The organism is Candidatus Allofournierella excrementigallinarum (assembly GCF_944388085.1).
Classification (GTDB): Bacteria; Bacillota; Clostridia; order Oscillospirales; family Ruminococcaceae; genus Allofournierella_A; species Allofournierella_A excrementigallinarum.
Window position 1 is genome coordinate 22,158 of the sequence record NZ_CALXHK010000016.1, and the last position, 22,423, is coordinate 44,580.

The 22,423-nt window shown below is 64.8% G+C and carries 22 protein-coding genes; 20 read left to right on the plus strand and 2 right to left on the minus strand.

Going from position 1 to position 22,423, the window contains the following annotated elements; genetic code table 11:
- Positions 1-12: 12 nt before the first annotated feature.
- The 18 genes from ACH2AT_RS04650 (at position 13) to ACH2AT_RS04735 (ending at position 19,763) form a co-directional block, all read left to right on the plus strand.
- Positions 13-1,413, plus strand: a complete 1,401-nt coding sequence (locus ACH2AT_RS04650; protein WP_394964031.1) for an oxaloacetate decarboxylase subunit alpha — start codon at positions 13-15, stop codon at positions 1,411-1,413.
- 239 nt (positions 1,414-1,652) lie between these two features.
- Complete coding sequence (locus ACH2AT_RS04655; RefSeq protein WP_394964032.1) at positions 1,653-2,531, plus strand: YicC/YloC family endoribonuclease; 879 nt, start codon at positions 1,653-1,655, stop codon at positions 2,529-2,531.
- 15 nt (positions 2,532-2,546) lie between these two features.
- On the plus strand, positions 2,547-2,816 hold the full coding sequence (gene remA, locus ACH2AT_RS04660; protein WP_394964033.1) for an extracellular matrix/biofilm regulator RemA: 270 nt from the start codon (positions 2,547-2,549) through the stop codon (positions 2,814-2,816).
- A complete protein-coding gene (gene gmk / locus ACH2AT_RS04665; protein WP_394964034.1) occupies positions 2,809-3,375 on the plus strand; it encodes a guanylate kinase in 567 nt (188 codons plus the stop codon). The genes remA and gmk overlap by 8 nt, the downstream gene beginning before the upstream one ends.
- Positions 3,376-3,393: 18 nt before the next feature.
- Entirely contained in the window at positions 3,394-5,652 is a 2,259-nt protein-coding gene (priA, locus tag ACH2AT_RS04670; RefSeq protein ID WP_394964035.1) for a primosomal protein N', read from the plus strand.
- 36 nt (positions 5,653-5,688) lie between these two features.
- Positions 5,689-6,213: a peptide deformylase gene (def, locus tag ACH2AT_RS04675; RefSeq protein WP_394964036.1), complete on the plus strand. Its 525-nt coding sequence runs from the start codon at positions 5,689-5,691 to the stop codon at positions 6,211-6,213.
- Entirely contained in the window at positions 6,213-7,142 is a 930-nt protein-coding gene (gene fmt, locus ACH2AT_RS04680; RefSeq protein WP_394964037.1) for a methionyl-tRNA formyltransferase, read from the plus strand. Before def ends, fmt begins: the two co-directional genes overlap by 1 nt.
- A gap of 2 nt (positions 7,143-7,144) precedes the next feature.
- Positions 7,145-8,449 (plus strand): 16S rRNA (cytosine(967)-C(5))-methyltransferase RsmB, encoded by a 1,305-nt coding sequence (gene rsmB, locus ACH2AT_RS04685; protein WP_394964038.1) that lies wholly within the window; start codon positions 7,145-7,147, stop codon positions 8,447-8,449.
- A gap of 38 nt (positions 8,450-8,487) precedes the next feature.
- Positions 8,488-9,531 (plus strand): 23S rRNA (adenine(2503)-C(2))-methyltransferase RlmN, encoded by a 1,044-nt coding sequence (gene rlmN / locus ACH2AT_RS04690; RefSeq protein WP_394964039.1) that lies wholly within the window; start codon positions 8,488-8,490, stop codon positions 9,529-9,531.
- Positions 9,528-10,268, plus strand: a complete 741-nt coding sequence (locus ACH2AT_RS04695; protein WP_394964040.1) for a Stp1/IreP family PP2C-type Ser/Thr phosphatase — start codon at positions 9,528-9,530, stop codon at positions 10,266-10,268. Before rlmN ends, ACH2AT_RS04695 begins: the two co-directional genes overlap by 4 nt.
- Position 10,269: 1 nt before the next feature.
- Positions 10,270-12,174 carry a Stk1 family PASTA domain-containing Ser/Thr kinase gene (pknB, locus tag ACH2AT_RS04700; protein ID WP_394964041.1) on the plus strand — a complete coding sequence of 635 codons (1,905 nt, stop codon included), beginning with the start codon at positions 10,270-10,272 and terminating at the stop codon, positions 12,172-12,174.
- Positions 12,175-12,200: 26 nt separating this feature from the next.
- Positions 12,201-13,076, plus strand: coding sequence for a ribosome small subunit-dependent GTPase A (gene rsgA / locus ACH2AT_RS04705; RefSeq protein WP_394964042.1), 876 nt, complete (start codon positions 12,201-12,203; stop codon positions 13,074-13,076).
- A gap of 64 nt (positions 13,077-13,140) precedes the next feature.
- A complete protein-coding gene (locus ACH2AT_RS04710) occupies positions 13,141-13,761 on the plus strand; it encodes a thiamine diphosphokinase (protein ID WP_394964043.1) in 621 nt (206 codons plus the stop codon).
- 91 nt (positions 13,762-13,852) lie between these two features.
- Positions 13,853-13,933, plus strand: a complete 81-nt coding sequence (spoVM, locus tag ACH2AT_RS04715; protein ID WP_394964054.1) for a stage V sporulation protein SpoVM — start codon at positions 13,853-13,855, stop codon at positions 13,931-13,933.
- A gap of 138 nt (positions 13,934-14,071) precedes the next feature.
- Positions 14,072-15,589: an SPOCS domain-containing protein gene (locus ACH2AT_RS04720; protein WP_394964044.1), complete on the plus strand. Its 1,518-nt coding sequence runs from the start codon at positions 14,072-14,074 to the stop codon at positions 15,587-15,589.
- 14 nt (positions 15,590-15,603) lie between these two features.
- A complete protein-coding gene (gene spoIVA, locus ACH2AT_RS04725; protein ID WP_394964045.1) occupies positions 15,604-17,079 on the plus strand; it encodes a stage IV sporulation protein A in 1,476 nt (491 codons plus the stop codon).
- A gap of 205 nt (positions 17,080-17,284) precedes the next feature.
- Positions 17,285-19,165: a polysaccharide biosynthesis protein gene (locus ACH2AT_RS04730; protein ID WP_394964046.1), complete on the plus strand. Its 1,881-nt coding sequence runs from the start codon at positions 17,285-17,287 to the stop codon at positions 19,163-19,165.
- Between the two features lie 4 nt (positions 19,166-19,169).
- The gene (locus ACH2AT_RS04735) at positions 19,170-19,763 is read left to right on the plus strand and encodes a sugar transferase (protein ID WP_394964047.1); all 594 of its coding nucleotides are present in this window, start codon (positions 19,170-19,172) and stop codon (positions 19,761-19,763) included.
- Positions 19,764-19,808: 45 nt separating this feature from the next.
- Here ACH2AT_RS04735 and ACH2AT_RS04740 read toward each other — a convergent pair whose 3' ends face one another.
- Together ACH2AT_RS04740 and ACH2AT_RS04745 are read right to left on the minus strand one after the other, a co-directional pair.
- Positions 19,809-20,375, minus strand: a complete 567-nt coding sequence (locus tag ACH2AT_RS04740; protein WP_394964048.1) for a DUF4364 family protein — start codon at positions 20,373-20,375, stop codon at positions 19,809-19,811.
- A 58-nt stretch (positions 20,376-20,433) separates the two neighbouring features.
- Positions 20,434-21,351 carry a S1 RNA-binding domain-containing protein gene (locus ACH2AT_RS04745; protein ID WP_394964049.1) on the minus strand — a complete coding sequence of 306 codons (918 nt, stop codon included), beginning with the start codon at positions 21,349-21,351 and terminating at the stop codon, positions 20,434-20,436.
- 190 nt (positions 21,352-21,541) lie between these two features.
- Here ACH2AT_RS04745 and ACH2AT_RS04750 point away from each other — a divergent pair, with 190 nt between their 5' ends.
- On the plus strand, positions 21,542-21,730 hold the full coding sequence (locus ACH2AT_RS04750) for a DUF951 domain-containing protein (protein ID WP_394964050.1): 189 nt from the start codon (positions 21,542-21,544) through the stop codon (positions 21,728-21,730).
- Between the two features lie 47 nt (positions 21,731-21,777).
- Positions 21,778-22,423 (plus strand): PCRF domain-containing protein (locus ACH2AT_RS04755; RefSeq protein ID WP_394964051.1); only part of this gene is annotated, 646 nt, incomplete at its 3' end.

Consider the following 22,423-nt stretch of genomic DNA (forward strand, 5'->3'; position numbering starts at 1 on the left):
GAGGGGAACGAGATGGCAAAACCCGTAAAGATCACAGAAGTGGTGCTGCGCGACGCCCACCAGTCGCTGCTGGCCACCCGCATGACCATGGATGAGATGCGTCCCATCCTGCCCGCCATGGACGAGGTGGGCTACTACTCGGTGGAATGCTGGGGTGGCGCCACCTTCGACGCCTGCATCCGTTTCCTGGACGAGGACCCCTGGGACCGCCTGCGCATCCTGCGCAGGGAGATGCCCCACACCAAGCTGCAAATGCTCTTCCGCGGCCAGAACATGCTGGGCTACCGCCACTACGCCGACGACGCGGTGGAGTACTTCGTGCAGAAGTCCGTTGCCAACGGCATCGACATCCTGCGTATCTTCGACGCGCTGAACGACCCCCGCAACCTGGAAACCGCCATCAAAGCCGCCATCAAGGAAAAGGCCCATGTGCAGGGCTGCATCAGCTACACCCTCAGCCCCGTGCACAACAACGAGTACTTCGCCAATTACGCCAAGACCCTGGAAGAGATGGGCGCCCACAGCATCTGCATCAAGGACATGGCGGGCCTGCTGACGCCCTATGCCACCTACGAACTGGTGAAGGCCCTCAAGGAGACCGTCTCCATCCCGGTGGACATCCACAGCCACTACACCTCCGGCCTCGCCTCCATGTCCATCCTGAAGGGCATCGAGGCCGGCGCGGACATCGTGGACACCGCCATGAGCCCCCTGGCCCTGGGCACCAGCCACATGCCCACCGAGAGCCTGGTGGCCGCTTTGAAGGGCACCGAGTACGACACCGGCCTGGACCTGAAGAAGCTGAACGTGGTGCGCGCCCACTTTGCAACACTCCGCGAAAAGTACATCGCGAGCGGCCAGATCAGCCCCAAGATGCTGGGCGTGGACGCCAACACCCTGCTGTATCAGGTGCCGGGCGGCATGCTCTCGAACCTGCTCAAGCAGCTGAAGGACGCCGGCAAGGAGGACCAGCTGGACGCCGTCCTGCAGGAGATCCCCCGTGTGCGCGAGGACTCCGGCTATCCGCCGCTGGTCACCCCCACCAGCCAGATCGTGGGCACCCAGGCGGTGTTCAACGTCATCATGGGCGAGCGCTACAAAATGGTCACCAAGGAGTTCAAGGGCCTGGTGCACGGCGACTATGGCCGCACTCCCGCACCCATCAGCCCCGAGTTTACCAAGAAGATCCTGGGCGACGAAGCGCCCATCACCTGCCGCCCGGCCGACCTGCTGGAGCCGGAGGTGGAGAAGATGAAGGCCGAGGCCGCCAGGTATGCCATCCAGGAGGAGGACGTGCTCACCTACGCCATGTTCCCCCAGGTGGCCCCGGGGTTCTTCGAGAAGCGCGCCGAGAAGGCCGCCGGCGTGGACGGCGACCATGTGGACTACGCCGCCAAGAGCCATCCCGTGTGATTTTTTGATGCGCATATCCCCCTGTTCCGCCGGAACGGGGGGATATTTTTGCGCCGCCCTGCCCATGCTGAAGAGAAGGGGAGAAGGCCGCGCGCGGGCCAGAAAATGGAAGCAAAACCTTGAAAAAGCGAGCCAAAGAGAGTAAGATATCAATATGTATATTTTAAAATCGGGGCACTGGGCCCTTGCGAAAAATATACACCGAAGCGCAAGACGAAAGGTGAAAGAGGTTGGTTTGAATGGCCCTGAGCATGACCGGCTACGGCCGGGCCGAGGCGCTGGTGAACGGCCGTGACATCACGGTGGAGATCAAAAGCGTCAATTCCCGCTATTTCGAGTATTCCTCCCGCATCCCCCGCAGCTGCGCCTATATGGACGACAAGCTGAAAAAGCTGCTCAGCGCGGCGGTCAGCCGGGGCAAGGTGGAGCTGAGCCTGCAGATGCAGGCGGTCAGCGCCCCGGACGTGACGGTGCAGGTGAATATGCCCCTGGCCAAAAGCTACGCCGCGGCGCTGGAAGCCATCCGCGCCGGGACGGGCGCGGCGGGGGACGTGACCGCCGGCCTGCTGGCCCGCTTCCCCGACGTGCTGGCCGTGCGCCACGCCGACGTGGACGAGGACGCCCTCTGGCAGGACGTGGCCGGCGTGTGCCAGGCCGCTTTGCAGAACTTCATCGCCATGCGGGCGGTGGAGGGCGAAAAGCTGAAGGCCGACGTGATGGACCGCCTTGCCACCATCGAGCAGACGGTGGGCAAAATCGAGGAGGGCAGCGCCCAGCGGGTGGAAAACTACACCCAGAAGCTCTACGCCCGCCTGGAGACCATTTTGCAGGACCAGAACATCGACCAGGCGCGCATCCTCACCGAGGCCGCCGTCTTTGCGGACAAGACCGCCGTGGACGAGGAGACCGTGCGCCTGCGCAGCCACATCGCCCAGTACCGGGAGATTTTGAACACCGACGGCCCCGTGGGCCGCAAGCTGGACTTCTTGACCCAGGAGCTGAACCGGGAGACCAACACCATCGGCTCCAAGTGCCAGGACCTGGCCATCACCCGCATGGTGGTGGACACCAAGGCTGAAATTGAAAAGATCCGCGAGCAGATCCAGAACATCGAGTAAGGGGGAGAGGAAGGTATGAAACTCATCAACATCGGCTTCGGCAACATGGTCAGCGCCAGCCGGCTCATCGCCATCGTCAGTCCCGAAAGCGCCCCCATCAAGCGCATCGTGCAGGAGGCGCGGGACAAGGGGGCCCTCATCGACGCAACCTACGGCCGCCGCACCCGCGCGGTCATTATCATGGATTCCGACCACGTCATCCTCAGCGCCGTGCAGCCTGAGACGGTGGCCAACCGCCTGGCGGTGGACGATATGGAAGACGACGAGGAGATGGACAATGAATAACGAACGGTATCTTGTGGTGGTCTCCGGGCCCTCCGGTTCCGGCAAGGACACGGTGGTTTCCCGCCTGATGGCGCGGCACCCGGAAATTGAAATTTCCGTTTCCGCCACCACCCGCGGCAAGCGCCCCGGCGAAACCGAGGGCGTCAACTACTACTACCTCACCGTGCCCGCCTTCGAGCAGAAAATTGCCGGCGGCGAAATTTTGGAGTACACCCGGTACTGCGGAAATTACTACGGCACCCCCAAGTCCGAGGTGGACAGACGCATCGCCGCCCACACCACCGTCATCCTGGTCATCGAGGTGGTGGGCGCCGCCAACATCAAGCGCCTGTACCCCGGAGCCACCACCATCTTCATCCAGCCCCCCAGCTACGCCGAACTGGAAGAGCGGCTGCGGGGCCGCGGCACCGAGAGCGAGCAGGCCATCCAGAGCCGCCTTGCCCGGGCGGCGGAGGAGATGAGCTACGCCACCGACTACGACGAGGTGGTGGTCAACGACGACGCGGACCGCTGCGCCGACGAGATTTACCGCCTCATCCAGAAGCATCAGCATACATAGATAAGGAAAAGGGGGAACGTGGCTTTGTTGCAGACCGTTCAAGTGGCAGTCAGCGGGGCCACCTTCCACTTTGACAAGCTTTATACCTACCTGCTGCCGCCCCGGCTGGAAGGGGCGGTGTTTGTGGGCAGCATGGTGCTGGCACCCTTCGGGAAAGGCAACAAGCCCCGCACCGGCGTGGTGCTGGCCCTGGGCCAGCAGGAGGAAGCGGGCCGCTGCAAGGAGCTGTTCGACGCCGCCCCCGAAGAAGCCCGCCTCACAAGCGAACTGCTGGGCCTTGTGCACTTTTTGAAGGAGCGCACCTTCTGCACCTGGTACGAAGCGGTGCGGGCCATCATCCCCTACGGGGCCCAGTACCGCCCGGCGAGCACCGAAAACGGCCCCCGGCTGCAAAAGCAGCTGCAGCGCCACACAGAGCCCCTGTATGAGCTGGCCGGCCCGCTGCCCGAAAAGCCCAAACCCACCGAAAAGCAGAAAGCCGCCGCCGCCGCGCTGGCAAACGGCCCGCTGCCCGCCTCCACGCTGGCGGAGATGGGCCTTTCCCGCGCCGTGCTGGATAACCTTTGTGAAAAGGGCGTTCTGCGCAAAGGCCAGGTGGACAGGGCCGTGGATCTCTACGCGGGCATCCCCCGCACGGAGGAACCGGTGGTTTTAAGCGACGACCAGCAGCGGGTGTTCGAGGGCCTTGCCGCTCAGCTGGCCCAGCACAAGCCCGCGGCGGCGCTGCTCCACGGCGTCACCGCCAGCGGCAAGACGCTGGTGTTCTTAAAGCTCATCCAGCGCTGCCTGGAGCTGGGGCGCACCGCCCTGGTGCTGGTTCCGGAGATCAGCCTCACCCCCCAGATGATACGCCGCCTCAAAGCCAGCTTTGGCGAGCGGGTGGCGGTGCAGCACTCCGCCCTCAGCCACACCGAGCGCCTTTTGCAGTGGCGGATGATACAGACCGGCGGGGCCGACATCGTGGTGGGCACCCGCAGCGCGGTGTTTGCGCCATTGGCGAACATCGGCCTCATCGTGGTGGACGAGGAACAGGAGCACACCTATCAGTCGGAGAACGCACCCCGCTTTGACGCGCGGCAGGTGGCCAAGCGCCGCGCCGCCGACCATAACGCGCTGGTGCTCTTCGCCAGCGCCACCCCCAGCGTGGAGAGCTATCAGGCCGCGCTGGACGGGCGCTATACCCTTTACAAACTTACCAAGCGCTATGCCAGCCAGCCCCTGCCCACCGTGGAACTGGTGGACATGCGGGCCGAGCTGGCGGCGGGCAACCCCGCCAGCATCAGCGCCCCGCTGGCCGGGCACATCCGCCAGACACTGGCGGCGAAGCGGCAGACCATCCTGCTGCTCAACCGCCGGGGCTACCGCACCGTGGGCATGTGCACCGAGTGCGGCAAGGCGGTGAAATGCGGCAGCTGCAGCGTGCCCATGGTCTACCACAAGGCCGAGCAGAAGCTGCTGTGCCACTACTGCGGCCGTGCCATCTCGCCGGTGCCTGCAAAATGCCCCGCGTGCGGCGGCAAGCTGCGCTACACCGGTTTCGGCACCCAGCGGGTGGAGGAGGAACTGGCCGGGCTGTTCCCGGACGCCCGCGTCCTGCGCATGGACCAGGACTCCACCGGCAAAAAAAACGCCCACGACCGCATGCTGGCGCGCTTTGCCGCCGGGGATTACGACATCATGCTGGGCACCCAGATGGTGGCCAAGGGCCTTGACTTTGAAAAGGTCACGCTGGTGGGGGTGCTTGGGGTGGACAGCCTGCTCTTTTCCCAGGGCTTCCGGGCCTACGAAAACGTGTTCAGCCTGGTCACCCAGGTGATCGGCCGGGGCGGCCGGGCCGGCGAGCCGGGCCACGCGGTCATCCAGACGGTGGACCCCCAAAACCCGGTGCTGAATCTGGCGGCATCCCAAAACTATGAGGCTTTCTTTGCCCAGGAAATTGCATTCCGCAAATTGTGCCTCTACCCGCCCTTCTGCTCGGTGTGCATCGCCGCCTTCAGCGGCGAAAAGGACGGCGAGACCCTTGCCGCCGCGGCCCGCTTCGGCGCGCTGCTCACCGCCCGGGCAAAGCAGCAGCCGGACATGCCGCTGCGCCTTTTGGGCCCCGCGCCCATGAACGTGGTCCTCATCAAGGGCCGCTACCGCTACAAACTCACCATCAAATGCCGCAACGACAAAGTCTTCCGGGCGATGCTTGCCCAGGTGATGCAGGACTATTCCGCCGAAGGGCTGCCCGCCAAGGCCGCCGTGACGCTGGATCTCAATTCCGACGGGGACTGAAACGCCCCGCCACTACAGACAAAGGAGCAACGAACTATGGCACTTCGCACCATCGTGCAGGACGGCGACCCCATCCTGAAAAAGGTCTGCCGCCCGGTCACCAATTTTGACGGACGTCTGGCCACCCTGCTGGACGACATGAAAGAGACCCTGCTGGACGCCGGCGGCCTCGGCCTCGCCGGGCCCCAGGTGGGCGTGATGCGCCGCCTGTTCATCGCCCTGGACGAGCGGGACCTGCCGGAGGACGGCGCCGTGCCCGAGGGCTACGAGCCCAAGTTCATCGAGTGCGTCAACCCCGAAATTCTGGAAGAATCCGAGGACACCGTCACCCTCTACGAAGGGTGCCTGTCCTTCCCGGGCCACAACGGGGCCATCGAGCGCCCCCGCAAGGTGAAGCTTCGCGCCCAGGACCGCTTCGGCAACACCTTCGAGATGGAGGCCGAGGAGATGCTGGCCCGGTGCTTCTGCCACGAGACCAACCATCTGGACGGCATCACCATCATGGACCTGGCCGACCATTTCTATGAGGACGATTACCCCGACGAGGCGGAGGAAGACTGATGCGCATTCTTTTCATGGGCACGCCGGACATCGCGGCGGCCAGCCTTGCGGCCATCCTGGAAGCAGGGCACGAGGTCTGCGGCGTGTTCACAAGGCAGGATAAGCCGGTGGGCCGCAAGCAGGTGCTCACCGCGCCCCCGGTGAAGGTGCTGGCCGAAAGCCGCGGCATCCCCGTCTACCAGCCCCGCACTTTGCGGGACGAGGCGGTGCAGGCGGACATCCGCGCTTTGGCCCCCGAGCTGATCGTGGTGGTGGCCTATGGGCGCATCCTGCCCCCCGAGGTGCTGGAAGTGCCGCCCCTGGGCTGCATCAACCTGCACGTGTCGCTGCTGCCCAAATACCGGGGCGCGGCGCCGGTGCAGTGGGCGGTCATCAACGGCGACAAAAAGACCGGCGTCTCCATCATGTATCTGGACGAGGGCCTGGACACCGGCGACATCCTGAAGGTGGCCCCGGTGGACATCGGCCCCGAGGAGACCAGCGGCGAGGTGTTCCAGCGCATCACCGGCCAGGGGGCCAAGACCCTGGTGGAGGCCATCGCCGCCATCGGCAGGGGCGAAGCCGCCCGCACGCCCCAGGACCACACAAAAGCCACCCTCGCGCCGCCCCTCACCAAGGAGATGGCCCGCTTTGATTTCACCCGCCCGGCGGCGCAGCTGCATGACCTTGTGCGGGGCATGAACCCCTGGCCGGTGGCCTATTTCGAAGAAGGGGGCAAGAAAATAAAAGTCCTCAAAAGCCGCGTGGCCGCCGGCAGCGGCGCGCCGGGGCAGGTGCTGGCCCTCTCGCCTTTGACCATCGCCTGCGGCGAGGGCGCGCTGGAACTGACCGAAGTGGTGCCGGAGGGCAAAAAGCCCATGGCGGGCGCCGCCTGGGCGGCGGGCCGCCGCCTCAAAGCCGGCGACGCGCTGCAAGAAAAGGAGCATTGACCATGACGAACGCCCGCCGCACGGCGGCCCTGGCTCTTGTGAAGCAGGAGCAGAACGGCTATTCCAACCTGGTGCTGGCTGCCGCGCTGGAAAAAGAGGCTCTTTCGCCCAGGGACAAAGCCTTCGCGAGCGCTTTGTTCTACGGCATCACCGAGCGGCTGCTCACTTTGGATTGGGCGCTGGGCCGGTGCCTTGCAAAGCCCTTGCAAAAGCTGGACGCCCCGGTGCGGGCGGCGCTGCGCTGCGGCCTCTACGAGGCAAACTATATGAACACCCCCGTGCCCGTGGCGGTCAGCGAGGCGGTGGGACTGTGCCGGGCGCTTAAAAAAAGCAGCGCGGCGGGCCTTGTGAACGCGGTGCTGCGCAAAGCCGTGGGGCTGGATGTTTCCTCCGCCCGCTTTTCCAGCCGCGCGGAAGAACTGTCGGTGCGCTATTCGGTGGGCCTGCCCGTCGTGGAGCTGCTTTTGAAGCAGTATCCCGGCAAGGCCGAGCGGATGCTGGCCTCCTTTTTTGAAAAGCCGCCGGTCACTTTGCGCTGCAACACACTGCGCTGTGCGCCCCAGCAGCTTTGCGAAAAGCTGGCGGAAGAGGGCGTAAAAGCCCGCCCGCTGGGCGTGCCCGGCGCGGTGGAAGCGGAATTTTCCGGCAGCCCCGCCGCCACAAAAGCCTTCCGGCAGGGGCTTTACCATGTGCAGGGCCTCGCCAGCCAGGCGGCGGCCCTCTGCCTGGAAGCGAAGCCCGGCGAAACCGTGCTGGACCTCTGCGCCGCCCCCGGCGGCAAGACCCTGCTGCTGGCCCAGCAGATGGGGGACAAGGGCCGCCTTTTGAGCTTTGACGCGGCCCAAAACCGCCTGCCCCTCATCGAAAGGGCGGCGCGGCGGTGCGGCCTTTCCTGCGTCACGGTGGCAAAGGGGGACGCGGCGGCCTATGACCCGGCGCTGGCCGGGGCCGACCGGGTGCTGTGCGATGTGCCCTGTTCCGGCCTTGGCGTCATCGCCAAAAAGCCGGACATCCGCTATAAGTCCCTGGAGGGCGGCGAAGAACTTCGTGCCCTCCAGTTGAAAATTCTCACCAACGCCGCCCGTTATGTAAAGGAAGGCGGCCGCCTTGTCTACTCCACCTGCACGATGGACGAGCGGGAGAACGGGCAGGTGGTCCGCGCCTTTTTGGAAAAAACGCCGGGCTTTCGCCTCCTGCCGCCGCCGGTGATGCTGGAGGGCGCGCTCATCGAGGACAATATGCAGACCATGCTGCCCGGTTTTGCCGGGCCGGACGGATTTTTCGCGGCAGTGCTGGAACGGGCATGAGCGCCCGGGTATGGAAACGAACGAGGGTTTGTGATACAATGAGCAAGAACTGTATATCCTCCTATACGCTGGAAGGGCTGACCGCTCTGATGAAGGAGCTGGGCCAGCCCGCCTTCCGGGCCAAGCAGATTTTCCACTGGCTGCACCAGAAGATGGTCACGGAGTTTTCCGTCATGACCGACCAGCCCAAGGCCCTGCTGGCAAAGCTGGAAGAGGGATATACCATTGCCGCCCCCGTCATCGTGCGGCGGCAGCAGTCCAAGGACGGCACGGTGAAATACCTCTTTGCCCTTGCCGACGGCAACTGCATCGAGACGGTCGTCATGCGCTACCGCTACGGCGTCACCGCATGCGTGTCCAGCCAGGTGGGCTGCCGCATGGGCTGCCGCTTCTGCGCCTCCACCCAGGCGGGCCGGGTGCGCAACCTGGAAGCGGGGGAGATCGCAGGCCAGATCTACGCCGCCCAGAAAGACATCGGCGAGCGCATCAGCCACATCGTGCTCATGGGCATCGGCGAACCGCTGGACAACTTCGACAACGTGATGGATTTCCTCTCCATCATTTCGGGGCCCGACGGGGTGAACATCGGCATGCGCAACATCAGCCTGTCCACCTGCGGCATCGTGCCCATGATCGACAAGCTGGCGGAGAAAAAGCTGCAGCTCACCCTCTCCATCTCGCTCCATGCGCCGAGCGACGCGATGCGCAGCGGGATGATGCCGGTGAACGACGCCTACCCGGTGGCCCAGCTCATCGCGGCCTGCCGCCGCTACCAGCAGACCACCGGCCGCCGCGTGAGCTTTGAGTACTCCATGGTGCGGGGCGTCAACGACAGCCCCGCCACCGCAAAGGAACTGGCGGCGCTCATCCGGGGCATGGGAGCCCATGTGAACCTCATCCCCATCAACCCGGTGGACGGCAGCCCCTATTCCGCCACCGACGCCGAAAACGTCAAGCGCTTTCAAACGCTGCTCACAGACTTAGGGGTGAACGCCACCGTGCGCCGCCGCCTGGGCAGCGACATCAGCGCCGCCTGCGGCCAGCTGCGCCGTGAAGAGGCGGCAAGGGAGGGAAGGAAATGAAACTGGCGGGCAAGACCGACAAGGGCGGTTACCGCTCCGAAAACCAGGATAACTACCGCGCCGCGCGCCTTCCCGACGACACGGTCTGGGCCGTCGTGTGCGACGGCATGGGCGGCGCCGCCGCCGGGCGGCTTGCCAGCCAGGTGGCCACCGACGCCCTGGAAGACTGCTTTGCCGAGGGGCTGAAAAACCTGCCCGAGGGGGGCGAGCCGGCCCTGCTGGCCCGGTGCATCGCCCAGGCGAACCGGGCGGTCTGGGCCGAGGCGCTGAAGGACCCCGCCCACCGGGGCATGGGCACCACCGCGGTGTGCGTGCTGGTGCGCCGCGGCGTCGCCCATGTGGCCCATGTGGGCGACTCCCGGGCGTACCTTTGCCGCCCGGGCGAGCTTGTGCAGCTCACGGTGGACCACACCATGGTGCAGCAGATGGTCGAAAGCGGGCAGATCACCCGCCAGCAGGCCGCCTGCCACCCCCACAAGAATCTCATCACCAAGGCCCTGGGCGTGGAGCCCGAGGTGGAAGGGGACTACACCAGCGCCCCGGTCAAAACGGGCGACGTGCTGCTGCTCTGCTCCGACGGCCTTTCCGGCGCGGTGCCCGCAGAGCAATTGCAGGACATTCTGGAGCACACCCCCTTCTTCATCACTCCCCGCAAGCTGGTGGAGCGGGCCCTGGCTGCCGGCAGCCAGGACAATGTGACCGCTGTGCTGGTAGGGGTGGAACCCACGGAGGATTGAAATGGACGAACTGATCGGCAAAAAACTGGAAGGCCGCTACCTGCTGGAAAGCCTGGTGGGCGTGGGCGGTATGGCCAACGTCTACAAAGGGCGCGACCTGAAAACCGGCGCTGTGGTGGCGGTGAAGATCCTGCGGGAGGAGTTCAGCCAGAACACCGAACTGGTGCGGCGCTTCAAGAACGAATCCAAGGCCATCTCCATCCTGGACCACCCGGGCATCGTCAAGGTCTACGACGTCTCGGTCACCGACCGGCTTCAGTTCATCGTGATGGAGTACATCGACGGCATCACCCTGAAGGAATACATGAACCGCCGGGGCGGGCCCCTCACCTGGAAAGAGGTGGTCCACTTCTGCCAGCAGGTGCTGGACGCGCTGGACCACGCCCACCAGAAGGGCGTCGTCCACCGGGACATCAAGCCCCAGAACATCATGCTTCTGGCGGACGGCCGGGTCAAGATCATGGACTTCGGCATCGCCCGCTTCTCCCGGGCGGAGTATCAGGACACCAGCGAAAAGGCCATCGGCTCGGTCCACTACATCAGCCCCGAGCAGGCCAAGGGCGACGTCACCGACGCCAAGGCGGACATCTACTCCATGGGCGTGATGATGTACGAGATGCTCTCGGGCAAGCTGCCCTTCGAGTCGGACAGCGCCGTGTCCGTTGCCATCAAGCAGATCGCCGACACCGCCGCGCCCCTTGGCGAGGTGGCGCCGGACGTGCCCAAAGCATTGCAGGACATCACCGCCCGGGCCATGGCGAAGGACCCGGCGCGGCGCTATCCCAGCGCGCGGGCCATGCTCAACGACCTGGAGGAGTTCAAAAAGAACCCCAGCATCCGCTTCGAGTACGAATATATGACCGACGATTCGCCAGAAAGGTATATCGACAAGGTGGTTAAACAGTCAAACGGCGGCCCCTCGGGCCGCAAGGGCCCCGCTTCCCAAAGCGGCCGCAAGGCGCAGGGGTCTTCTTCCGCCAGCAGGAACAGCCAGCACCAGCGCAAGCCCCGCCGCAAGGTGGGCGTGCTGCCCATCCTGGCGGGCATGGCCGCGGCCTTCGCGCTGGGCAGCGCGATTCTGTGCTATCTCATCTTTGCCAACTCCACCAACCCCCTGTTCAGCAACAAGGCGGATGTGGAACTGCCCGACTTCACCGGCATGCAGTGGGAGACGGTGAAAGAAGAGTATTCCGGCCAGCTGACCCTCGTGGCCGAGCAGGAGTACAACGCCCAGTATGAAGAGGGCGTCATCTACTACCAGTCGCCCCGCGGGCCCCGCACCGTAAAGGAGGGCCAGAAGGTCACCGTCAAGGTGAGCCTGGGCACTTTGTATGTGAACGTGCCCGACGTGACCCAGTGGAAAATTGCCGACGCCGAAGAGGAACTGAAAGACCTGGGCCTGCAGGTGCGCCGCATGATCGTGGAGGACGACTCCCTCGCTGAGGGCACCGTCATCCGCACCGAGCCGGCGGCAGGCGAGAGCATCGCCAGCGGCGAGACCATCTCGGTCTATGTCAGCCAGCAGAAGATCGAGACCGAGACCACCGTGCCCCCGGTGAAGGGCGTCTCCCTGGAGGACGCCCAGAAAGCCCTGACCAACAACAACCTGGTCACCGGCGTCGTCACCGAGGCCTACAGCAGCGAGTACGCGGCGGGCGTGGTCATTGATTCCACCCCCACCGAAGGCTCCACCGTCAAAATTTACTCCCAGGTGGGCCTGGTGGTCTCCATCGGGCCGGAGCCCACGCCCGAACCCACCCCGGAACCCACCCCCGAACCCACGCCCAGCCCCAGCCCCAGCCCTGCGCCCACCGGCACCCCGGCGCCTACCCCGGCCCCCACGCCGGTGACGCCGACCCAGGAGCCTGACACGGGCGATGACGCGGGCGGCCAGGGCGCCGCCTGAGGAAAGCGCGCAGCAAGAGGAACTTTATGCCAGAGGGATATATCACAAAGGGCATCGGCGGCTTTTATTACGTAAAAGCCGATGGCCGCATGCTGGAATGCAAAGCCAAGGGCATCTTCCGCAAACGGAACCTCTCCCCCGTGGCGGGGGACAAGGTGACGGTGGAAGAGGAGGCGGGCAGCTGGGTCATCGCCGAGATACTGCCCCGCAAAAACGTCTTTGTGCGCCCGCCCATCGCCAACCTGGACGTGCTGTTCATCGTGGCCAGCACCACCCAGCCCACCCCCAGCACCCTGGTGCTGGACAAACTCTCCGCCATCGCGGCGGACAAGGGCGTCCAGCCGGTGCTCATCATCACCAAATCCGACCTGGCGGGGGCGGAAAAGCTGCAAAAGGCCTACGCCCTGTCGCCCTTGCCGGTCGTCGTGGCGGACCACGTTTCAGGCGAGGGCCTGGCCGAGATCCGCGGCTGGATCGAGGGCCGGCTGTGCGCCTTCTGCGGCAACTCCGGCGTGGGCAAGAGCACCCTGCTCAACGCCCTGCTGCCCGACCTTTCCCGCGAGACCGGCTCCATCAGCCGGAAGCTGGGCCGGGGCCGGCACACCACCCGGGAGGTGGAGATCTTCGAGGCTTTCGGGGGCCTTGTGGCAGACACGCCCGGCTTTGCCAGCCTGGACACCGGCCGCGCCTGCTACATCCCGAAGGAGAACCTGCAGTACGCCTTCCCGGAGTTCGAGGGCTACATCCCCCGGTGCCGCTTCACCGGCTGCTCCCACCGCAGCGAGGCGGGCTGCGCCGTGCGCGCGGCGGTGGAGGCGGGCGGGATAAGCCCCACCCGCTACGAAAGCTACCTTGCCATGTACGACGAGGTGAAGGACATCAAGGACTGGGAAGTGCGCTGAACGCCGCACCCAAAAGGCCGGGGCTCGAACCCCGGCCTTTTTAAAGAAAAAGGAGGAAGCGCCCATGCCGCGCTGTGTCATCATTGGAGCCGGGCCGGTGGACCCGGAGCAGAAGGAACTGCTTTTGCCCGGCGACTACGTCATCGCCTGCGACGCAGGCTACCGCAACGCCACGGCGCTGGGGCTGGCCCCGGACCTCATCGTGGGCGACTTTGACTCTGCGCCCCGGCCCGAGGCAGGGAACCTTGTGGTGCTGCCCGCCGAAAAAGACGACACCGACACCCACTACGCCGCCCGCCTCGCCGCAAAGAAGGGCTTTGACGAGGCGCTCATCCTGGGCGTGCTGGGCGGAGCGCGGCTGGACCACAGCCTTGCCGCCATCGCCGCCGGGCTCTGGCTGGCAAAACAGGGGCCGAAGGTCACCATTGCGGGCCGGGGCGCGGTGCTGCGCTATGTGCTGCCCGGCCGCCCGGCGCGGGTGCCCCACGACCCGGAGGCCTATTTCTCCCTCTTCCCGCTGGAAGGCGCGGCGGAGGGCGTCTGCATCACGGGGGCCAAGTACCCGCTGCAAAACGCCCGCCTTGCGCCGGACGCCACGCTGGGGGCCAGCAACGAGACGGCGCCCGGCGGGGCCGAAGTGCGGCTGGCCGACGGCAGCCTCCTGCTGGTCTGCGCCCCGAAATGAGCCCTTCGAGGGCCAAAGCCTGCACACTTTCCTTGCCCCAGGGATATAATGGCGTATCCGCACAAAGAACCAGTGAAAAGGGGGATGCGCCATGCAGGTGGTCGTGGTCAAAAGTCCGAAATGTCTCGCAGGGTTCCTGCGCGCCTTGTTCAAGATCAAAAAAGAGGGATAACGCCCCGCAAGCAAAACAGCGCCCGCGGGCCGGCCTTTGCACCGGCCCGCGGGCGCTGCCTTGTTTGTCCTCTTTTGCGGCATATGCCCCCGGCGGCGTGAATATACATGTGTCAGAACACGCGAAAGGGGCGAAACAATGGAACTCAAGGTGTTTAGAGATACCTTATCCACCATGGGCAGCCTGTGGGAGACCAAAGCCGAGCTGCCCATCGAGACCGAACTTCTCATCCCGGACTATCTGCCGCAGGTCTTCAAGATCGTCAAGTGCTTTGTCTATCCCGTCACCCTGCAAAAGCAGGTGACGCCCGGCCGCCTTACGGTGGAGGGCTATCTGCGGTGTGTCGTCTACTATCAGGCGGAGGACGACCAGAGCCTTTGCCAGATCGAGCAGAAGATCCCCTTCACCCGCGCCATGGACCTGCCGGAGGGCCAGCATCAGGGCTATTCCGTCACGGTGAGCGGCGAGGTGGAGTACCTCAACTGCCGGGCGGTGAACCAGCGCCGGGTGGACGTGCGGGGGGCCTACGCCCTGTCGGCCCAGGTGTGCGCCCAGAGCGAGCAGGAGGTCATCACCGCCCTGGCGGACTGCGGCGCCGAGCAGAAGCTCATCCCGGTGAGCGGCCTTCGCACGGTGGCAAACCTGGATAAGCTGCTCACCGCCGAGGAAGAGGTGACCCTGCCCGGCCAGGTGCAGGCGGTCATCGACATTTCCGGCGTGGGCCAGGTGGACGAGGTCAAGATCATCACCGGCAAGGCGGTGGTCAAGGGCCGCATCCAGGTGGCGCTGACCTACCGCAGCCAGCCGGGCTATCAGCTGGAGACGGTGGAGCAGGCGGTGCCCTTCAACCAGATCATCGACTTGGACAACGCCCCCGAGGACGCCGTCGCCTTCGCCGAGGCCGAGATGATCGGCTGCACCCTCACCGCCGCGGCGGGGCAGGAGGGAGCCGCCACCCTCACCGTCACCGCCATGCTCCATCTGCGCATGGTGCGCCAGGTGGAGTGCTATGTGGTGGCCGACGCCTTCTCCACCCAGTACAGCGCCGACGTTACCTACAAGACGGTCGCCGCCGAGCAGCTGGCCGAAACGCTGAACCGCACCGCGGAGGCCGCCGCCTCCGGCACGCTGCCGGACGAGAACGCCCAGATCATCGGCTGCCTGGTCACGCTGCACCCCCTGGAATGGGCGGCGGCGGAAGGCGGGGTCAGCCTGGGGGGCCGGGCGTGCGCCCATGTGCTGTGCATGAACTCTCTGGGCGAGATCGAATGCTACGACCGATCCTTCGATTACCAGCTGCCCGACGTCTGGCCCGGCGCCGCCGACCAGTACCGCGCCGAGTGCTGGCCGGTGGTCACCTCGGCCCAGCCGGCGGCGGCGGGGGGCGAGGTCACCGTGCGCGTTTCCATCCGGGTGCGGGGCCTTGTGTTCCGCCGCACCAAAGAGACGGTGGTGGATTCCATCGCCTGCGAGACCGCGCTGGAAAACACCGAGCCGGACGTGGCCCTGCGCATCTGCTACGCCCAGGGGGGCGAGAACATCTTCGACATCGCAAAGCATTACCATGTGCCCCCGGCGGCCATGATGAAGCTGAACCACCTGGAGGACCTGCAGCTGACCGCGCCCGCCCGGCTGCTGGTGCCCATGACCGTTTGAAAGGAGGCCGGCGTATGGAAAGCAGCAGCGTATACAAGGACATTGCCGCCCGCACCGGCGGCGACATCTACATCGGCGTGGTGGGCCCGGTGCGCACCGGCAAGAGCACCTTTGTCAAAAAGTTCATGGAGGAGCTCATCCTGCCCCGGCTCACCGTGCCGTCGGTCAAGACCCGCGCCCGGGACGAACTGCCCCAGTCGGCGGCGGGGCGCACCATCATGACCACCGAGCCCAAGTTCATCCCCGAAACGGCGGTGACGGTGGAACTGGAGGGCGGCGGCAGTTTCAACGCCCGCCTCATCGACTGCGTGGGCTACATGGTGGAAGGGGCCATGGGCCACGAGGAGAACGAGAAGCCCCGCATGGTCAAGAGCCCCTGGTTCGAGGAGGAGGTCCCCTTCGACGTGGCCGCCGAGACAGGCACCCGCAAGGTCATCCGGGACCATTCCACCATCGGCCTCGTCATCACCACCGACGGCTCCATCAGCGACATCCCGCGGGAAAAATACAAGGAGGCCGAGGAGCGGGTCATCGCGGAACTCTGCCAGATCCACAAGCCCTTCGTCATCCTGCTCAACTGCGTGGACCCGGCGGGGGAGCCTGCCCGCCGGCTGGCGCGGCAGATGGAGGAGGAATACGGCCACACCGTGCTGCCGGTGAGCTGCGTGGACCTGGACGCGGCGGCCATCGACCGCATCCTGCAAAGCGTCCTCTATGAGTTTGACGTCAAGGAGATCGCCTTCGCCATGCCCCGGTGGATCACCATGCTGGAGCCGGACCACTGGCTGCAAAGCGCCGTGTACGCCGCCGCCCAGGACTATGCCGCCTCCATCACCCAGATGAAGGACGTGGCCGAGGGCGCCGCCACCCTGGAGTGCGAGTATCTCAAGAGCGCCCGGGTGCGCAGCATGCAGCTGGCCACCGGCAAGGTCATCCTGGAGCTGGAGCTGGAGCCGGACATCTTCTACAAAGTCCTGGGGGAGACCACCGGCCTGGAGATCTGCGACGAGGCCAGCCTGATGCCCTGCATCATCGGCCTTGCCAAGGCAAAGCGGGAGTACGAGAAGATACGCAGCGCCATCGAGCAGGTGGAGGCCACCGGCTACGGCATCGTGATGCCCACGTTGAACGAGCTGCATCTGGAAGAGCCGGAGATCGTGCGCCAGGGCGGGCGCTACGGGGTGCGCCTGCGGGCCAGCGCCCCCTCCATCCATCTGCTCAAGGCCACCATCAACACCGAAATTTCGCCCATCGTGGGTTCCGAGCGCCAGAGCGAGGAGCTGGTGATGAGCCTTCTGCAGGACTTCGAGCAGGACCCCATCAAGATATGGGAGTCCAACATCTTCGGCAAGAGCCTGCACGAGCTGGTGAACGAGGGGCTGCAGAACAAGCTGCTCCATATGCCCCAGGAGGCCCGCGCCCGCCTGCAGGAAACGCTGGAACGGGTCATCAACGAGGGCTGCTCCGGCCTCATCTGCATCATCCTGTAACGCCTCCTTTGCAAAAACCGCCGTGGCCCTCCACGGCGGTTTTTGCGCACGGCGGCGGGCAAACTATAAAATGTGGATTGATTAAATGGCCTGGATGTTGTAAAATATAACAAAACAGTAAAGAAAAAGCGTGTTCCGCCGGTTCACTCCGGCGCTTTTGGCCTGCCTTGCGGCGGCGGACCGACGCAAAGATTTGGTGATGGTTTTGAGCAAAACCTTTTCCCGGCTGCTCAGCCGGTTCCGAAAACAAATACTGATCGCCTTCGACATTCTGGTGATCTCCCTGGCCTACATCGCGCCCTGGGTCATCATCAACGGACGGGCCGATTACCAGCGATATTCCAGCCTGCTTGTAGCCAGCTGGTTTTTGTTTGTCAGCTGCTTTGAGATCGTCTATGCCCTCATGGGCGTCTACGACAGCCTCTGGCGCTACGCCGAAATAGTGGAGTTTTTCCGCCTGTGCGTGGCCTCCATCATCGCGGTGGCTTTGTTCGGCGTGACCTCCTTTTTCATCTTCAGCGAGACCCGCGTGCCCATTTCGGTCTATTTCCTCAGCGCGCTGTTCGCGGTGGCCCTCACCCTCTACTCACGTTTGACATACCGAATGTACCGGAACGTCAAGCTGGGCAGGCAGGGCAAGCGGCTGGCGCGGCGCACCCTGCTCATCGGCGCGGGCGACGCCGCCAGCACCCTGCTCCACGAGCAGTACAAGGCGGCCAACCCCGAGATGAACATCATCTGCTGCGTGGACGACGCGCCGGAAAAGCAGGGCCGCTATATCATGGGCGTGCAGATCATGGGCACCACCGAGGACATCCCCGAGCTGGTGGAGCGCTGTGAGATCGAGACCATCCTGCTGGCCATCCCCACCATGGACGAGGAGAACCGCCGCCGGGTGCTGTCCATCTGCAACCGCACCAAGTGCAACGTGAAGATATTGCCGGACATCGTCAAGATGATCACCGACGGCAAGGACCTGGCCAGCCGCATCCGCGACGTGAAGGTGGAAGACCTTCTGGGCCGGGACGAGGTGCAGCTTTCAAGCATCATCACCCGGTTCGTGGGGGGCAAACGCATCATGGTCACCGGCGGCGGCGGGTCCATCGGCTCCGAGCTGTGCCGCCAGATCGCCAGCTGCAAGCCCGCGATGCTCATCATCGTGGACATCTACGAGAACAACGCCTACGCCATCCAGCAGGAACTGCGCCGCAAATACGGCGACGGGCTGAACCTGGAGGTGCTCATCGCCTCGGTGCGCGACTCCAAAAAGATGGACGCTTTGTTCAGCCGCCTGCGTCCGCAGGTGGTGTTCCACGCGGCGGCCCACAAGCATGTGCCCCTGATGGAAGACAGCCCCGAGGAAGCGGTGAAAAACAACGTCTTCGGCACCTACAACGTGGCCGTCAGCGCCGACAAATACGGCGCCGAGCGGTTCGTGCTCATCTCCACCGACAAGGCGGTGAACCCCACCAACGTGATGGGCGCCACCAAGCGCCTTTGCGAGATGGTGGTGCAGGCCATGGCCCAACGCAGCCAGACCCGCTTCGCCGCCGTGCGCTTTGGCAACGTGCTGGGCTCCAACGGGTCGGTCATCCCCCTGTTCAAGGACCAGATCGCCGCGGGCGGCCCGGTCACCGTCACCCACCCGGACATCGTGCGCTATTTCATGACCATCTCCGAGGCGGTGAGCCTGGTGCTGGAGGCTGGCGCCATGGCCAACGGCGGAGAGATCTTCGTGCTGGACATGGGCAAGCCCATGCGCATTTTGGACCTGGCCGAGAACCTCATCAAACTCTCCGGCTTCATCCCCTACAAGGACATCCAGATCGTGTTCACCGGCCTGCGCCCCGGCGAAAAGCTCTATGAAGAGATGCTGATGGACGAGGAGGGCCTGCGCAAGACCGACAACCGCAAGATCTATATCGGCGCGCCGCTGCGGCTGAACAACCAGACCTTCTTCGACCACCTGATGGCCTTAAAGCAGATCGCCTACAGCAACAACAGCGGGAACCTGGTGCAGGCGCTCACCGACATGGTGCCCACCTTCCACCACCATCGGGACGAAAATGGCATGGAGGAGGGCTGAAGGAATGTACAAACTTTTTTTCAAGCGCGCGCTGGACTTTGTGTGCAGCGGCCTGGCCATCCTGTGCCTGTCTCCGGTGCTGGCGGTCATCGCGGCGTGGGTCAAGGCCTCCTCGCCGGGGCCGGTGTTCTTCACCCAGAAGCGGGTGGGCAGGGGCAAGACCTTCTTCAAGATCTATAAATTCCGCACCATGCGCACCGACACCCCCCACGACATGCCTACCCACATGCTGGAAAACCCCGACGCGTTCATCACCAGCGCCGGGCGCTTCCTGCGCCGCACCAGCCTGGACGAATTGCCCCAGATCTTCAACATCTTCCTGGGCCAGATGAGCGTCGTGGGGCCCCGGCCCGCCCTCTGGAATCAGGACGACCTGGTGGCCGAGCGGGACAAATACGGCGCCAACGACTGCGTGCCCGGCCTCACCGGCTACGCCCAGGTCCACGGGCGGGACGAACTGCCCATCCCCGTGAAGGCGGAACTGGACGGCTATTATGCCAAAAACCTATCCTTTGCCCTGGACGTGAAAATTTTCTTTCGCACCATCGGCAGCGTCCTGCACCACGAGGGCGTGGTGGAAGGCAAACAGGACCCCTGAGAACAGAAAAAGAGCCGTGCACGCCGCACGGCTCTTTTTGTTTGGTCAGCCCTTTTCATCCGGCGTGGCCAGCGCGCCCAGCACCAGGGCGTAGATGTCGCTGCCATGCTCGATGAAGGCGTTCTTTGCCATTTCGGCGGTCATGGCGTCGGGCAGAAGCACCTCCAGCCCGAACAGCTTGCTGCCCATCTCGGAGATGGAGCAGCGCACCGCGTAGCCGTCGCCGGTCTTTTCCAACTCGGCCTTGTGCTGCGAAGCCTTGCGCGCCCACTGCTGGGCCCGCACCGCGGCCCGCACCGCGGCCTCCCGCACCGTGCGGGGCAAAAGGTCGATGCTCAGTTCATCCGCCACCGCAAGGCCCTTGGGGGTGATGGACCAGCCGCCCGCCTCGTCCACGGTGGCAAGGCCGTTTTCCTCCAGGTCCGCAAGGCCGGCGCTCAGTTCGAAATAATTCACCAGCTGCTCGCCCAGCAGCGCCTGCTCGATCTCCGCGCGGGTGAGGGGCGCCATGGGGGCCACCGTCTTGATGAGATAGCACAGCAGGATGCGGACCTCGGTGTTCTCGGTCAGCCCGCCCGGCTTCACGCCAAAGGTAAAAGCGCTTCCGGCCATCTTCTCACTTCCTCCTCGGGGTGTTTTCAGAAATAATTATAGTGAAAATCTCCCGCTTTTACAAGGCCGCCGGGCCAAAATCCGTCTCGATGCGTTTTTTGCTGCCCGGTGTGGAGTAGACCCAGCGCTCCAGCCGCCCCTCGGTGATGAAGTAGCGGGGGGCGAAGAACAGCGGCCCCGCCAGCTCCCGGTTCACGATGACCAGTTTTATCTTCATCTTTTCGGGCAGAATACTCTTGATGAAAACGCTCACCGGCTGGCCCGGGCGCAGGCCTTCGCACCGCTCCGCAAGGCCGGCCAGGTTCGGGGCCAGTTCGATGAACACACCGTAGCTCTCCACGCTGCGCACCAGCCCCACCACCGTCTCGCCGGCATGAAAGCGGTCGGCGTTTTCCCGCCAGGTGCCCAGCAGCTCTCGCAACGTCAGCACCAGGCGGCCCTTGTCGTCCCGGCTCTTCACCGCGCAGGTGAGCGTCTGGCCCACTCCCACCCGGTCTGCCGGGCTCTGGATGCGGGAAACGGACATGCAGTCGATGGGCAGAAGGGCGCTGATGCCGCAGCCCACGTCGCAAAAAGCGCCGAAATTCTCCAGATGGGTCACCACGCACTTCACCAGCTCGCCGGGCAAAAGGGCGTCCAGGTATTCCCTCTGGCAAGCCTCCTGGGCCAGCCGGCGGGAGAGCAGATACGCGCCGCCGGCCTCCTCGGGCAGGGCGGTGATGCAAAAGCAGGTGGGCCGGCCCACCCGCGTCAGCAGCGCCACGTCCCGCACCGCGCCCTCCGCCGCGCCGGCGGCGCACTCGCCGTGGGGCATGCGGGCGGGGCGGCCCGCCAGCTCGAACACCAGCTGACGCTCCCGGTCGTAAGCCAGCGCCGTGCTCTCCAGGATGCTGCCGCCCGCAAACGCTTCGGCCAGCTGGCTTTCGGTCATCCGCCGTGCGTCCCGGCCCTTGCCTTCGGGGGTATATTCCACCATCGTTTCCATCCTCACTTTAACTGATTTTGTCCGCGCCGCGCCGCGGGCGGACCCGCCGGCGCGCGTTTTTAAAAAATATATGCGGGCGGGGCGGGGGATATTTGCAAAACCGGCGCAAAGGTATATAATATTAAATTGCCCCCGCCCCTCTGGGCGGCGGGGCAGACAAAACGCAAGGGAGGGCCGGCCTGTGGATGTGCGCGTGGGCGACCAGATACTGACGAAAAAGCCGCACCCCTGCGGCGCGGCCTGTTTTGACGTGCTGCGGGTGGGCATGGATTTCAAGATCCGCTGCACAGGCTGCGGGCGGGAGATCATGCTCCCCCGGGCCAAGATCGAAAAAAACATCAAAAAGATACTCCGCCCCGGCGAGGAGTAGCGCGCCGCTTTGCTTTTTAAAACGCAAAACGGAAAGGAGCAGGCCCCATGCTGGAACAGTTGCGCCAGGTGCGCCGCCGCTACGACGAGGTGAACCTCTCGCTGCAGGACCCGGCCGTCCTGGCCGACGGCGGGCGTTACGCCGCGCTGATGAAGGAATATAAGCGCCTCACCCCGCTGATGGAGGCGCTGGACGAATATGAGCAGGTCTGCGCCGGGTGCGCCGAGGCCCGCGCCCTGCTGGATGAAGGGGGCCTGGAGCCGGATTTCCGTGAGATGGTCCAGTCCGAGTACAGCGAAGGCCGCCAGAAGCAGGAAGAGCTGGAACAGACCCTGCGCCTTCTGCTGCTGCCCCGGGACGAGAACGACGAGCGCAACGTCATCCTCGAGATCCGCAGCGGCGCGGGCGGCGAGGAAGCCGCGCTTTTTGCCGCCAGCCTCTGGCGGATGTACGGCATGTACGCCGCCACCAAAGGCTGGAAGTGCGAGGCGCTGAACCTGAACGAGACCGAACTGGGCGGCGTGAAGGAGATAAGCGTGTCGGTGCAGGGCGAAGGCGCCTACAGCCGCCTCAAATACGAGAGCGGCGTCCACCGGGTGCAGCGGGTGCCGGAAACCGAAACGCAGGGGCGCATCCACACCTCCACCGTCACGGTGGCGGTGATGCCGGAGGCCGAAGAGGTGGACGTACAGC